This window comes from Streptomyces sp. NPDC032721 (genome assembly GCF_055579625.1).
In genome coordinates, this window is sequence record NZ_JBVIMX010000026.1 from 101,791 (window position 1) to 115,266 (window position 13,476).

General features: G+C 71.1%; 10 protein-coding genes. 7 read left to right on the top strand and 3 right to left on the bottom strand.

The features are described from left to right. Nucleotides 1–6: 6 nt before the first annotated feature. The 4 genes from ACZ5PB_RS38215 to ACZ5PB_RS38230 all read left to right on the top strand — a co-directional run bounded on the left by ACZ5PB_RS38215 (nucleotide 7) and on the right by ACZ5PB_RS38230 (nucleotide 4,538). A complete protein-coding gene (locus tag ACZ5PB_RS38215; RefSeq protein ID WP_468697755.1) occupies nucleotides 7–573 on the top strand; it encodes a DUF4365 domain-containing protein in 567 nt (188 codons plus the stop codon). Further along, nucleotides 573–1,796, top strand: coding sequence for a hypothetical protein (locus ACZ5PB_RS38220; RefSeq protein WP_468697756.1), 1,224 nt, complete (start codon nucleotides 573–575; stop codon nucleotides 1,794–1,796). The genes ACZ5PB_RS38215 and ACZ5PB_RS38220 overlap by 1 nt, the downstream gene beginning before the upstream one ends. Before the next feature lie 114 nt (nucleotides 1,797–1,910). Further along, nucleotides 1,911–3,887, top strand: coding sequence for a threonine--tRNA ligase (gene thrS, locus ACZ5PB_RS38225; RefSeq protein WP_468697758.1), 1,977 nt, complete (start codon nucleotides 1,911–1,913; stop codon nucleotides 3,885–3,887). A gap of 96 nt (nucleotides 3,888–3,983) precedes the next feature. Beyond that, a complete protein-coding gene (locus ACZ5PB_RS38230; protein ID WP_468697759.1) occupies nucleotides 3,984–4,538 on the top strand; it encodes an HIT family protein in 555 nt (184 codons plus the stop codon). Between the two features lie 15 nt (nucleotides 4,539–4,553). Here ACZ5PB_RS38230 and ACZ5PB_RS38235 read toward each other — a convergent pair whose 3' ends face one another. Together ACZ5PB_RS38235 and ACZ5PB_RS38240 are read right to left on the bottom strand one after the other, a co-directional pair. Beyond that, the gene (locus ACZ5PB_RS38235; protein ID WP_468697761.1) at nucleotides 4,554–6,221 is read right to left on the bottom strand and encodes a hypothetical protein; all 1,668 of its coding nucleotides are present in this window, start codon (nucleotides 6,219–6,221) and stop codon (nucleotides 4,554–4,556) included. Nucleotides 6,222–6,443: 222 nt separating this feature from the next. Then, on the bottom strand, nucleotides 6,444–8,648 hold the full coding sequence (locus ACZ5PB_RS38240) for an elongation factor G-like protein EF-G2 (protein ID WP_468697762.1): 2,205 nt from the start codon (nucleotides 8,646–8,648) through the stop codon (nucleotides 6,444–6,446). A 391-nt stretch (nucleotides 8,649–9,039) separates the two neighbouring features. Between ACZ5PB_RS38240 and pgsA the strand changes: the two genes are divergently transcribed. From pgsA to ACZ5PB_RS38255, 3 genes are read left to right on the top strand one after another with little or no spacing between them, the layout of a single operon-like run. Further along, a complete protein-coding gene (gene pgsA / locus ACZ5PB_RS38245) occupies nucleotides 9,040–9,696 on the top strand; it encodes a phosphatidylinositol phosphate synthase (protein ID WP_468697764.1) in 657 nt (218 codons plus the stop codon). Next, nucleotides 9,693–10,691 carry a phosphatidylinositol mannoside acyltransferase gene (locus ACZ5PB_RS38250; RefSeq protein WP_468697765.1) on the top strand — a complete coding sequence of 333 codons (999 nt, stop codon included), beginning with the start codon at nucleotides 9,693–9,695 and terminating at the stop codon, nucleotides 10,689–10,691. The genes pgsA and ACZ5PB_RS38250 overlap by 4 nt, the downstream gene beginning before the upstream one ends. Then, the gene (locus ACZ5PB_RS38255; RefSeq protein ID WP_468697767.1) at nucleotides 10,688–11,854 is read left to right on the top strand and encodes a glycosyltransferase family 4 protein; all 1,167 of its coding nucleotides are present in this window, start codon (nucleotides 10,688–10,690) and stop codon (nucleotides 11,852–11,854) included. The genes ACZ5PB_RS38250 and ACZ5PB_RS38255 overlap by 4 nt, the downstream gene beginning before the upstream one ends. 25 nt (nucleotides 11,855–11,879) lie before the next feature. Here the strand turns inward: ACZ5PB_RS38255 and ACZ5PB_RS38260 are convergent, their stop codons facing one another. After that, on the bottom strand, nucleotides 11,880–13,091 hold the full coding sequence (locus ACZ5PB_RS38260; protein WP_468697768.1) for a hypothetical protein: 1,212 nt from the start codon (nucleotides 13,089–13,091) through the stop codon (nucleotides 11,880–11,882). Between the last annotated feature and the right edge of the window lie 385 nt (nucleotides 13,092–13,476).

Consider the following 13,476-nt stretch of genomic DNA (forward strand, 5'->3'; position numbering starts at 1 on the left):
TCAGCCATGGCGCTCGCGCAGCCCGAACCGGGCGGGCTGCTGCCCGAGCGGACCTCTCCGCTACGGGGCGCACTCGCCACCACCGCCTGCATGGAGACACTCCAGGTGGGCTATCTGCACGCGGTCGCGGCAGCCGCCGGCTGCTCGCTCTCGCAGCCGTTCCCGGACAACGGCATCGACTGGCACGTCAGCCACGGATCCCCCGTGCACACCGTCGACGACGAAGTGACGATCAAGGTGCAGCTCAAGTGCACCTACCAACTCGCACCGCACCCGCCCAAAAACGCCTTCTCCTTCACCCTCGACAACGACCACCTGGTGAAGCTGGCGAGAACCCCCGTCTCGGTGCACAAGATCCTGGTCGTGATGATCGTGCCCAGGACCAGGGACGACTGGCTGCGCGCCGGGCACGACCGGCTCGACCTGCGGCACTGCTGCTACTGGATCAACCTGGCCGGACACCCGGTGACCGGCAGGTACAGGACCAATGTGCGGGTCCCCACCTCGCGGATATTCGACGACCGAGCCCTCTGCGAGATCATGACCCGCGTCGGGGCTGGAGGGAAACCCTGATGCACCGGTACCGGCCGATCGACGATCCCGCACGACCACATCCCGGCGAGGTGGCCGGAGCCTGGGACGGCGGCGGCCCCGAACCCTCCCAGGTCGACCCCGCCGTCCTCGGCGCGCTGCTCGCCCGGCACGGGTGGCACCGGCGCGGCGGAGCACCGGGACGCTACGCGCGGTGGACGCCCCCCGGCGCCGGGGCGGGCGGCACCAGTGTGCTCGTACCGGAATCACGGGCCTTCCCCGACAGCGCCGACCTGCTCGGCGAGGCGCTCGGCGCACTGGAGCGCTGCCCCGCGCCGTCCGCCCGCGAGGTGCTCGTGCAGCTCGCGGTGGACAGCGACGAGATCCGGTGGTTCCGCGACGTACCGGAGGAAGTGGCGGGAGCGGCCAGCTGGCCCGCCGGGGAGAAGCTGCGCTCGGCCGCACGGCAGATGCTGCTCGCCGGGGCGCTCGCGGCGCGCGGGCGTGCCGGGTACCACGGGGCGCGGCACCGGCGGCAGGCGCAGAGCGCGCTGGAAGGCGTACTGGTGGGGGCGGGCACGGGCGGGCGCAGGCTGACCGCGTTTGTGCCCGTCTCCACCGGCCGGGAAACCGTCGTACGACTGCACCACGCCCTGCACGCGGCCCGCGAGGCCACCGACTACCAGCGGGCGACCGGCGGCATGGAGGCCTACGACGCGGCGGTCGAGGCCGGGGTCAGCCACGAACTCACCGAGGCGGTCGTGGCGTTGGTGCAGGGCTCCGAGGGCGCCCGCATCGCCCTGGACTGGGCGCCCGCCGCGGGCGCGCCGCCCGGGTGCGCGGTGCGGCCCGAGGCGGTGGAGTTCTCGCCCGGCGACCTGCCCGCGCTGCGGTCGGCGGGCGCGCGCTACCTGCGGGAGGAGCCCTCGGTCTCGGTACGGGTCACGGGTGCGGTCGTACGGATGCGGAGGTCTGCTCCGCGCGGTGGCGGGACGGTGCGGCTGCGGGTGCTCGCGGGGGCGGAGGTGCCGCACGTACGGATGGCGCTGGACGAGGAGGCGTACCGGATCGCCGGGCACGCGCATCTGGTCGGGCTGCCCATCCAGGTGGGCGGGCGGCTGGAGCGGCGCGGCGGGTTCCGGCGGCTGACCGGGGCGCACGGCATCGTCCCCGTACAGGTCGACGAAGCGGAACGGGACCGGCTGATGAAGGCGCTGCACGAGAACCTGGACTTCTTCGAGGAGGCGTGCAGCGGGGAGGACTGAGGGGGCAGGGGGAGGGGGCGCGCATAACCGTTTCGCGCGCGGCCCCACCGGCTCGGTACGATTCGGGTGCGTGCCGCTTCCACAGGCACGTACCCCCTCAGTCAGGAGAGACCGGTGTCAGACGTCCGTGTGATCATCCAACGCGATTCCGAGCGGGAAGAGCGCGTGGTGACGACGGGCACTACGGCAGCCGAGCTCTTCGCCGGCGAGCGCTCGATCGTCGCCGCCCGCATCGCGGGTGAGCTGAAGGACCTGTCCTACGAGGTGCGGGACGGCGAGGAGGTCGAGCCGGTCGAGATCACCTCCGAGGACGGCCTCAACATCCTGCGCCACTCCACCGCGCACGTCATGGCGCAGGCCGTTCAGGAGCTGCACCCGGAGGCCAAGCTGGGCATCGGCCCGCCGGTCAAGGACGGGTTCTACTACGACTTCGACGTCGAGAAGCCCTTCACCCCGGAGGACCTCAAGGCGATCGAGAAGCAGATGCAGATCATCCAGAAGCGGGGGCAGAAGTTCTCCCGCCGGGTGGTCACCGACGAGGCCGCCCGCGAGGAGCTCGCCAACGAGCCCTACAAGCTGGAGCTCATCGGCCTCAAGGGCGCCGCGTCCAGCGACGACGGTGCGGACGTCGAGGTGGGCGGCGGCGAGCTGACCATCTACGACAACCTCGACGCGAAGACCGGCGAGGTGTGCTGGAGCGACCTCTGCCGGGGCCCGCACCTGCCCAGCACCCGCAACATCCCCGCCTTCAAGCTGATGCGCAACGCGGCCGCCTACTGGCGCGGCAGCGAGAAGAACCCGATGCTCCAGCGCATCTACGGCACCGCGTGGCCCTCCAAGGACGAGCTGAAGGCGCACCTGGAGTTCCTCGCCGAGGCCGAGAAGCGCGACCACCGCAAGCTGGGCAACGAGCTGGACCTCTTCTCCATCCCGGAGCAGATCGGTTCCGGCCTCGCGGTCTTCCACCCCAAGGGCGGCGTCATCCGCCGGGTCATGGAGGACTACTCGCGACGCCGGCACGAGGAGGAGGGGTACGAGTTCGTCTACACCCCGCACGCCACCAAGGGGAAGCTCTTCGAGACCTCCGGGCACCTGGACTGGTACGCCGACGGCATGTACCCGCCCATGCAGCTCGACGAGGGCACGGACTACTACCTCAAGCCCATGAACTGCCCGATGCACAACCTGATCTTCGATGCGCGCGGGCGGTCGTACCGTGAACTGCCGCTGCGTCTCTTCGAGTTCGGCACCGTGTACCGATACGAGAAGTCGGGTGTGGTGCACGGTCTGACCCGGGCCCGTGGCTTCACCCAGGACGACGCGCACATCTACTGCACCAAGGAGCAGATGGCGGACGAGCTCGACAAGACGCTCACCTTCGTCCTCGGGCTGCTGCGCGACTACGGTCTGACCGACTTCTACCTGGAGCTCTCGACCAAGGACCCGGAGAAGTTCGTCGGTTCGGACGAGCTCTGGGAAGAGGCCACCGCCACGCTCCAGCAGGTCGCCGAGAAGCAGGGGCTGCCCCTGGTTCCGGACCCGGGCGGGGCCGCGTTCTACGGGCCGAAGATCTCCGTGCAGTGCAAGGACGCCATCGGCCGCACCTGGCAGATGTCGACCGTGCAGCTCGACTTCAACCTGCCGGAGCGCTTCAACCTGGAGTACACCGGTCCGGACGGCACGAAGCAGCAGCCGGTCATGATCCACCGGGCGCTGTTCGGTTCGATCGAGCGGTTCTTCGCGGTGCTCCTGGAGCACTACGCGGGTGCGTTCCCGGCGTGGCTGGCGCCCGTCCAGGCGGTCGGCATTCCGATCGGCGACAGCCACATCCCGTACCTCCAGGAGTTCGCCGCAGAGGCGAAGAAGAAGGGGCTGCGGGTCGAGGTGGACGCCTCGTCCGACCGGATGCAGAAGAAGATCCGCAACCAGCAGAAGCAGAAGGTCCCGTTCATGATCATCGTCGGTGACGAGGACATGGCCGCGGGCACCGTCTCCTTCCGCTACCGCGACGGTTCGCAGGAGAACGGGATCGCCAAGGACGAGGCACTGGCCAAGCTGGTGGACGTCGTGGAGCGTCGCGTCCAGGTCTGAGCATTGCTGAACGAGTGAGAGGGCGGTCCCTTCCGGGGCCGCCCTTTTCGCTGCCCTCCCCGCCGTCCCCCCAGGTCGTACGCCTATGCTTTCCGCATGACGACTGAGCCGGAGCAGCAGAGTGGACCGGTGGGTGAGCCGGACGGGTTCGGGCGGTTGTGGACGCCCCACCGGATCGCGTACATCCAGGGTGAGAACAAGCCGACCGGGCCCGGGTCCGGTGACGGTTGCCCCTTCTGTGAGGCTCCCCGGCACAGTGACGAGGACGCGCTGATCGTCGCGCGCGGCACGAGCGTCTTCGCGATCATGAATTTGTACCCCTACAACGGCGGCCACATGATGGTCATGCCGTACCGGCACGTCGCCGACTACACCGAGTTGGACGACGCCGAGACCGCCGAGCTGGCCGTCTTCACGAAGAAGGCGATGACGGCGTTGCGGATAGCGTCCGGGGTGCACGGATTCAACATTGGGCTCAACCAGGGTGCCGCCGCCGGTGCCGGCATCGCCGCCCATCTGCACCAGCACGTGGTGCCGCGCTGGAACGGCGACACCAACTTCATGCCGGTCACCGGGCACACCAAGGTGCTGCCGCAACTCCTCGCCGATACGCGCAAGATGCTCGCCGACGTGTGGCCGGACGTTCCGTAGGCGTCTTTGCCGGTGCTACGCGTCGTAGACGTCGGCCCTGCGCGGTGACGGGTCCTGGATCGCGCCGCTGAGGTTCATCGCGCGGCCGCTGAAGCGTTCGGTGTCGACACCGTGGTCCTCCAGGACCTTGATGGCGGCCGTGTGCACCACCCGCAGTACCGGGGCCGCCGCGCGCATCGCGTCGTCCGCCATGAAGCGGTGCCGCCAGGGCTTGTCCGCCCAGGCGTGCCGCAGGCCGAACGGCTCGGGGAGCACGAGCTTGCCGCCCATGAAGTCCAGTACGTTCGGGAACCAGGTCAGCGGGGCCCGGACGCTGAGGCGTACGACATCGGCCGTGTCGATGAGCGGCAGCTCGTTGGTCTTGGTCTCCCAGAACTTGACCGTCTTGCTGACCGTCACCGTCTTGGGGCTCGGCTTCGTGGTGAAGAGGGAGTGCACGGGGCCGAGCGCGTGCCCGGTGACCTCGATGCGCAGGGTCTCGTGCAGGACGGTCACGGTGATGAGCATGGTGATCACCAGCTGGCCGTCCCACAGGGTGAACTGGACGCCCAGGTAGTGCCGGTTGCCGGCGCCGAACTGCTGCTCGTTGCAGATGCGCTGTATCTCGTGGGTCTTGATCTGGTACGCGTCCACGTCCTGGCCCTCGGGGCGGCTGACCGAGCCCGCGTTCTCGCCGACCGGGGCGACGATCCAGTGCTTGACCGAGGGAGCGGGGAAGCCGCCGGTGTGCAGCGGGCCGCGCTCCAGCATGCGCAGCTGGTCGTGGATGGCGCGGATGACGTCCCAGCTGCGGAAGCCGTGGATCTCCTTGGCGGGGTCCGCGCGGTTGAGTTCCTCGGCGAGCTGCCAGCTGCCCCAGCGGGTGCCCATGCCGAGTATGCCCTTGGGGCCCGCGTAGAAGACCGAGTTGGACTGCTGCTCGGCGGTGAGGCGGGCGAGGCCCTGGCGGAGGTTCTCGGCGGAGATCTCGCCGGGGCTGCGGGGGACCGCCTCGGGGATCTTGGCGCCGATCCCGCCGCCCGACAGGAGCGCGGACCAGCGCTCGCGCAGGTCCTTCGCGGTGGACTCGCAGATCTGCTTGGCCAGGAACCACCCGATGACCGGGGCGACGACCATCGCCCGCAGGTAGATGCCGAGGACTCCGCCGAAGGGCAGCTTGATCAGGAAGATCACCACCAGGCCCGCGACGGCGATGAGGAGTGCGGTGCCGAGGGCTCCGGCCCTCCTGTCCTTGGCCCCCGCGATGGTGCGGCGGAGCTGGAAGACCGCCAGCCAGATCAGCAGTCCGGGCAGGAAGAGCAGGCCGAAGACAGCCATGACGGCGGTGAGTTTGGTGTCGCGTGCCTTGCGGATGTTGGTGGCGGCCAGGCAGTGCTCGACGACGGTCTGCGGCTCGGTGCCGAAGGACTGGATGAGCGCCGCGCGGGCGCCGCCGAGCATGCGGACCTGCACGGCCCGGGAGAACGCCTCGCCCAGGTTGGGTTCGAAGAGGGAGAGCCTGCCCTTCTTCACCTCGGACTTGTGCCAGTCGCTGTTCGCGTCGAGGATCTGGGTCACCGGGCTGTCCCGGTACGCGGCCGAGGCCAGCGCATGGGTCGCCGCGGTCTGCCCTGCGGCGCCCATGAGTGGTACCTGTGCACCGGGTGAGAAATCGAATCCCGAGTCCGCCACTACCGCCCCCATCGACCGTTCACGTACGACATCGTCTGTGCAGGACACTGCCCGCCGCTCGCGTGTGCCGCGGGCGACGGTCCCGCTCTGCGGCCTGTGCCCAACTGCCGCCCACCGCACACCTGCTGAGCTGGGGTCACAGACTATCGACGTGGTGCACTGCTCGTCATGGGTGCACGGAATGCCGCCCACCGCAAGGGAATTGGGCGGACGGCAATGCCGCAAATCGGTCAACTACCCGCCGTTTTGCTCCTTTTCGCGGAATTTGCCTGCCAGTGGGGGCGGCATGGCTTCGTGCCGGGCGTACGTACGACTGAAGCGGCCCGTGCCGTGCGACACGGAGCGCAGGTCGACCGCGTACCTGCCGATCTCGATCTCGGGCACCTCGGCCCGGATCAGGGTGCGGCCGTGGCCCGCCTGTTCGGTGCCGACGACCCGGCCCCGGCGTCCCGAGAGGTCGCTCATGACCGGGCCGACGTAGTTGTCGGGGACCATGACGGTGACGGCGGCGACCGGCTCCAGCAGGTCGATCCTGGCGTCGGCGGCGGCCTCGCGCAGGGCGAGCGCCCCCGCCGTCTGGAAGGCGGCGTCGGAGGAGTCCACCGAATGCGCCTTGCCGTCGCGCAGGGTGATCCGTACGTCGACCAGCGGGTAGCCGGTGGCCAGACCGCGCGCGGCCTGGGCCCGTACGCCCTTCTCCACGGACGGGATGAACTGGCGCGGCACCGCCCCGCCCACCACCTTGTCGACGAACTCGATGCCGGTGCCCGGCGGCAGCGGCTCCACGTCGATCTCGCAGATGGCGTACTGGCCGTGGCCGCCGGACTGCTTGACGTGCCGGCCGCGGCCCGCGGTGCGCTCGCCGAAGGTCTCGCGGAGCGACACCTTGTGGTCGACGGCGTCGACCTGGACCCCGTACCGCGAGCGCAGCCGCTCCAGGGCGACCTCGCGGTGGGCCTCGCCCAGGCACCACAGGACGAGCTGGCGGGTGGCCTGGTTCTGCTCCAGGCGCATCGTCGGGTCCTCGGCGACCAGCCGGGCCAGACCCTGCGAGAGCTTGTCCTCGTCGGCCTTGCTGTGCGCCTCGATGGCGAGCGGGAGCAGCGGGTCGGGCATCGACCAGGGCTCCATCAGCAGCGGGTTGTCCTTGGCGGAGAGGGTGTCGCCGGTCTCGGCGCGGGTGAGTTTGGCCACGCAGGCGAGGTCGCCCGCGATGGCGTGGGAGAGGGGGCGCTGCTGTTTGCCGAAGGGGGAGGAGAGGGCGCCGACGCGTTCGTCGACATCGTGGTCCTCGTGTCCCCGGTCGGCGAGGCCGTGCCCCGAGACGTGGACGGTCTCGTCGGGGTGCAGCGTGCCGGAGAAGACGCGTACCAGGGAGATCCGGCCGACGTACGGATCGGAGGCGGTCTTGACCACCTCGGCGACCAGCGGGCCCGCCGGGTCGCAGGTGATCGGCGGGCAGGGCTTGCCCTGCGGGGTGGTGACGGCGGGCAGTTCGTGTTCGGCGGGGGTCGGGAAGCCGCCGGTGATGAGTTCCAGGATCTCCACGGTGCCCAGGCCCTGGCGGCTGCCCTCGGGGGCGGGTGCGGCGGCGAGCACGGGGTGGAACGTGCCCCGGGCGACGCCCCGTTCGAGGTCGCCGATCAGGGTCTTGAGGTCGAGTTCCTCGCCCGCGAGGTAGCGGTCCATCAGGGACTCGTCCTCGCTCTCGGCGATGATCCCCTCGATGAGCCGGTTGCGGGCCGCCTCGATGCGCGGCAACTGGGCCGGGTCGGGGAGCAATTCCCTGCGCTCGCCCGAGGAGTAGTCGTAGATCCGCTGCGAGAGCAGACCGAGGAGGCCGACGACGGGGGCGTGCCCGTCGGCCCCGTGGTCGCCGTACAGCGGGAGGTAGAGGGGGAGCACGGCGTCCGGGTCGTCGTGCCCGAAGGCCTCGGCGCAGAAGTCGGTCATGGACTCGAAGTTGGCGCGGGCGGCCTCCAGGTGGGTCACCACGATGGCGCGCGGCATGCCGACGGCCGCGCACTCCTCCCACACCATGCGGGTCGCGCCGTCCACGCCGTCCGAGGCCGAGACGACGAAGAGGGCCGCGTCCGCGGCTCGCAGACCGGCCCTCAACTCCCCGACGAAGTCGGCGTATCCGGGAGTGTCCAGAAGATTGATCTTGATGCCGTCCCAGGGGACGGGGACCAGCGAGAGCTGGACGGAGCGCTGTTGCCGGTGCTCGATCTCGTCGTGGTCGGAGACGGTGGTGCCGTCCTCGACCCGGCCCGCCCTGTTCACTGCCCCCGCCGCCAGCGCGAGGGCTTCCACCAGTGTGGTCTTGCCCGATCCGCTGTGGCCGACCAGCACCACATTCCGTACGGATGAGGGGCGGTCGGCCGTCGCTGCCCTGCCGGCGGCTCCGGAGTGTGCGCTCGTGTGTGACTTGTCGCCCATGGTTTCTGGCCTCCCGGTGTTGGTGCACGGTGAGGAGAAGGGCGCGGACATCGGAGCACGAGGAGCCGCAGCGGCGTGGCGGCACCGATGACGCCCGCGGTCATTCGAGCTTTCCACTCGGGTCACTGTGCGTCCATACCCCGGTGCGCTCTGCTGTGGTGCGGGGGCGGCCGGGGCGGGGCCGGCAGGCGGCCGACGGGTGTGAGGCACGCGTCCGGCAGGCGGCCGACGCGGGGCCGGCAGGCGGTCGACGCGCGGCCCGGTGCCGCCATCCGCCGTACGGACACGGCGCCCGGCCGGGTGCCCGGCGCTGGACCGGGGCCGCCGTGGCTACGATGGGCCAGCCGGTGGCCGTAGGGGCCGCTCGGCCCACCGACCCCTCGGGAAGGCCATGCTGAACAAGTACGCGCGTGCATTCTTCACGCGTGTCCTCACACCGTTTGCCGCATTTCTGCTCCGACGCGGAGTCAGCCCCGATGCGGTCACGCTCATCGGTACGGCCGGAGTGATGGCGGGTGCGCTGGTCTTCTTCCCTCGCGGGGAGTTCTTCTGGGGCACCATCGTCATCACCCTCTTCGTCTTCTCCGACCTCGTCGACGGCAACATGGCCCGCCAGGCGGGGGTGTCCAGCCGGTGGGGCGCCTTCCTCGACTCCACCCTGGACCGGGTGGCCGACGCGGGCATCTTCGGCGGACTGGCCCTCTGGTACGCGGGCAACGGCAACGACAACATCCTCTGCGCGATCGCCATCTTCTGTCTGGCGAGCGGTCAGGTCGTGTCGTACACCAAGGCCAGGGGCGAGGCGATCGGACTGCCGGTGGCGGTCAACGGTCTCGTCGAGCGGGCGGAGCGCCTGGTCATCACGCTGGTCGCGGCAGGTGTCGCGGGACTGCACAAGTTCGGGCTGCCGGGTGTGGACGTGCTGCTGCCGATCGCGCTGTGGGTGGTCGCGGTGGGCTCCCTGGTGACGCTGGGACAGCGGGTGGTGACGGTACGACGGGAATCGGCCGAGGCGGATGCCGCGACCGGGAACGGGGCTGCGTCATGAGCGACGCGAAGAGCACGGACGACAGGCCGACGAAGAAGAACGGGGCCACGGCACCGAGTGACGCCACGGGTGCGGGGGAGCGGGCGTCCGGCAAGGACAAGCTCGTCGACGGGCTGTACGGGCTCGGCTGGGGCGGGGTGAAGCTGCTGCCCGAGCCGGTCGCGGCGGGTCTTGGCCGCACCATCGCCGACCGGGTCTGGAAGCGGCGCGGCAAGAGCGTGCTGCGGCTGGAGTCCAACCTCGCCCGGGTCGTGCCGGACGCGAGCCCGGAGCGGCTGGCCGCCCTCTCCAAGGCCGGTATGCGCTCGTACATGCGGTACTGGATGGAGTCCTTCCGGCTGCCCACCTGGACCCCGGAGCGGATCGCCGCCGATGTCCGCATCCGCGACGGACACCGGATAACCGAGGCCCTCGACTCCGGCCGGGGCGTGGTCCTGGCCCTGCCGCACATGGCCAACTGGGACCTCGCCGGAGTCTGGGTCACCAGCCACCTCGGCCACCCCTTCACCACCGTCGCCGAGCGGCTCAAGCCCGAGTCGCTGTACGACCGGTTCGTCGCGTACCGCGAGAGCCTGGGCATGGAGGTCGTCCCGCACACCGGCGGCTCCGCCTTCGGCACGCTCGCCCGGCGGCTGCGCGGCGGCGGACTGGTCTGTTTGGTCGCCGACCGGGACCTCTCCGCGTCCGGCGTCGAGGTCAAGTTCTTCGGCGAGCGCGCGCGGATGCCCGCCGGTCCGGCGATCCTGGCGCAGCAGACGGGGGCGCTGCTGATGCCGGTGACGCTCTGGTACGAGGGCCCCCGGGCGATGGGCGGCCGGATCCATCCGCCGGTCGAGGTACCCGAGACAGGTACCCGGGCCGAGAAGACGTCCACGATGACACAGGCGCTGGCCGATGCCTTCGCCGACGGGATCGCCGAGCACCCGGAGGACTGGCACATGTTGCAGCGGCTGTGGCTGGCTGACCTGGAGACCCGGCCGGAGGGACAGGAGTGAAGGTCGGGATCGTCTGCCCGTACTCCTGGGACGTGCCGGGCGGCGTCCAGTTCCACATCAGAGACCTCGCGGAGCATCTGATCCGGTGGGGTCACGAGGTGTCGGTGCTGGCCCCCGCGGACGACGAGACCCCGCTGCCGCCCTACGTCGTCTCGGCGGGGCGCGCGGTTCCGGTTCCGTACAACGGCTCGGTCGCCCGCCTCAGCTTCGGTTTCCTGTCGGCGGCGCGGGTGCGGCGCTGGCTGCACGACGGCGAGTTCGACGTGGTCCACATCCACGAGCCGGCCTCGCCCTCGCTCGGTCTGCTCACCTGCTGGGCGGCGCAGGGGCCGATCGTGGCCACCTTCCACACCTCCACGGCGCGCTCCCGCGCGATGATCGCCGCGTACCCGATCCTGCAGCCGGCGCTGGAGAAGATCAGCGCGCGGATCGCGGTCAGCGAGTACGCGCGGCGCACCCTGGTCGAGCACCTGGGCGGCGACGCGGTCGTCATCCCCAACGGTGTCGACGTGGGCTTCTTCTCCGACGTCGAGCCCAAGCCGGAGTGGCAGGGCCGCACGCTGGGCTTCATCGGCCGGATCGACGAGCCCCGCAAGGGGCTGCCGGTGCTGATGCGGGCGCTGCCGAAGATCTTCGCCGAGTTCCCGGACGCCCGGCTGCTGGTCGCGGGGCGCGGCGACGAGGAGGAGGCGGTCGCGACGCTCCCCGCCGAACTGCGCGGGCGGGTCGAGTTCCTGGGCATGGTCAGCGACGAGGACAAGGCGCGGCTGCTGCGCAGCGTCGATGTGTACGTGGCCCCCAACACCGGCGGCGAGAGCTTCGGCATCATCCTGGTCGAGGCGCTGTCGGCGGGGGCCCCGGTCCTGGCCAGCGACCTGGACGCGTTCGTTCAGGTGCTCGACCAGGGCGAGGCGGGCGAGATCTTCGCCAACGAGGACGCGGACGCGCTGGCCGCTGCCGCCGTCCGCCTGCTCGGCGACGAGGAACGCCGTGCGGAACTGAGCGAGCGGGGCAGCGCACACGTACGGCGCTTCGACTGGTCGACGGTCGGTGCGGACATCCTCGCGGTGTACGAGACGGTGGCGGACGGGGCGGCTTCGGTGGCTTCGGTGCCGGCGGGGGGTGCGCCGAGGGCGGGCCGGCGGGGCCGCTTCGGCCGCTGACCCGCTGCTCTGTCTGCTACGGGGTTTACGGGGTGAGGAGCGGCCAGACGTCCTTGTCCGCCGTCGTGCTCCAGACCGGGTCGGCGTGGCCGTAGCCCGGGACCACCCGGAAGCCGACGTCGGTGTTGCCGCCCGCGCGGATGGCCTCGGCGCCGTGCGGCTCGTCGCCCCGGCCCAGCTCCGCGTTGACCCAGACCACCGGTGCGCGGATGCCCGCCCAGTCGATCCGGTACGTGGCGTCGTCGCCGGCCCAGACGGCCGCCAGGTCGCGCAGCAGGGCGTTGGGTACGAGGCCGCTGCCCAGGGCGGTGGTGGCTTCGCCCCAGGTGGCGAGGGGCGTGTGGGTCAGTGAGAACCGGTCGTCGGCCGGGGTCGGGCCGAAGGTGTAGCTGCCGGCGCTGTAGCCCTGGCGGTAGATCCAGTTGGTGTCGCTCGGCAGGGAGCTCGTACGGATCAGGGCGAAGTGTGCGAATCCGGCATTGGTGAAGCGGGTGGTGGGGTCGGTGGGGCGGGGCACCGGCGAGGGCCCGTCCGGATCGGTGAGGGCACGTCCGATGAGCCCCTTGAGTCCGGTGTCCCCGTACGTGATGCCCATGTCCAGCTGCGCCTGGAGGGCGTCGCGCATCCGGGCGGCGCGGAGGGCGTTGGCGCCGGTGTACGGGCCGGTGGTGTCGAGCGGCACGACGCGGCGCAGCCGGGGTGAGCGGTCCGTCGAGGCGAGGTCGAGGGCGAGGACGGCGCCGGCGGAGTGCCCGAGGAACTGGTACGGGAGCCGCAGGACCGAGTCGACGGCCCGCACGACCTTCGCGGCATCGGCCTTGTGGGCGGCCTGGCCCCAGGCAGGAGTGAGGTCGGCGGGCTTCGCGAGGTCCTCGCGGGGACTGATGCCGATGACCAACTGGCCCTGGGAGCGGAGGTGGTGGGCGAGGTTGTGGGCGCGCGGCGTGAAGAAGTCGGCGGCGAAGTTGAGGCCGCCGCCGGGGAGGAGGTAGGTGAGGGAGGTGGGGGTGCGGTGGGTGTCGGCGAGGATGTCGATGCCGAGGGGGACGGGGCCGTCGTGGAGGGTGAGGCGGGTGTGGGTCCAGGTGGCGGTGCGGTGGGTGTCGGTGGTGGTGGGGCTGGTGAGGGCGTCGGCGATGCGGTGGGCGGGGGAGGGGGTGGATGCGCGGGCCTGGCCGGTGAGGGTGAGGGTGGCGCTTATGCCGATGCCGGCGGCGAGCAACTGGCGTCTGTTCATGGGGTGTTGTCCTTCCGGGGGCCGGGTGTGAGAGCCACGCAACCACAGGGTGGGGGTCCGCTGCGCGGGCGTTTCCCCTTCCCGCCCCTTCCCGGCTGTGACATGTGCGGCTGCCGCCGTGTGGGGGGCACTGGTGGGGGTGGGGGTCCGCTGCGCGGGGCTCTTCCCCTCCCCGCCCCTTCCCGAAACTGGGGCGCTGCCCCAGGCCCCGGCGCGTGCGGGTGGGCGGGGGTGGGTGGGCTGCCGGCCCTCGGGGTGGGGCAGAGGTGGCGGGCCCGGCCACGGCCGGTGGTCATGTGCAGGTGAGTTCTTGGCTGGCCGCGCAGTTCCCCGCGCCCCTGAAGTACTCGTCGCCGACGGGCGCAGGGAACTGCGCGGCGCTGGG

What these genes read in the sequence shown, in the direction of transcription:
- ACZ5PB_RS38260 (WP_468697768.1), bottom strand. Translation starts at nt 13,091, where the DNA reads ATGAACAGACGCCAGTTGCTCGCCGCCGGCATCGGCATAAGCGCCACC.
- ACZ5PB_RS38230 (WP_468697759.1), top strand. Translation starts at nt 3,984, where the DNA reads ATGACGACTGAGCCGGAGCAGCAGAGTGGACCGGTGGGTGAGCCGGAC.
- ACZ5PB_RS38215 (WP_468697755.1), top strand. Translation starts at nt 7, where the DNA reads ATGGCGCTCGCGCAGCCCGAACCGGGCGGGCTGCTGCCCGAGCGGACC.
- ACZ5PB_RS38250 (WP_468697765.1), top strand. Translation starts at nt 9,693, where the DNA reads ATGAGCGACGCGAAGAGCACGGACGACAGGCCGACGAAGAAGAACGGG.
- pgsA (WP_468697764.1), top strand. Translation starts at nt 9,040, where the DNA reads ATGCTGAACAAGTACGCGCGTGCATTCTTCACGCGTGTCCTCACACCG.
- ACZ5PB_RS38240 (WP_468697762.1), bottom strand. Translation starts at nt 8,648, where the DNA reads ATGGGCGACAAGTCACACACGAGCGCACACTCCGGAGCCGCCGGCAGG.
- ACZ5PB_RS38220 (WP_468697756.1), top strand. Translation starts at nt 573, where the DNA reads ATGCACCGGTACCGGCCGATCGACGATCCCGCACGACCACATCCCGGC.
- ACZ5PB_RS38235 (WP_468697761.1), bottom strand. Translation starts at nt 6,221, where the DNA reads ATGGGGGCGGTAGTGGCGGACTCGGGATTCGATTTCTCACCCGGTGCA.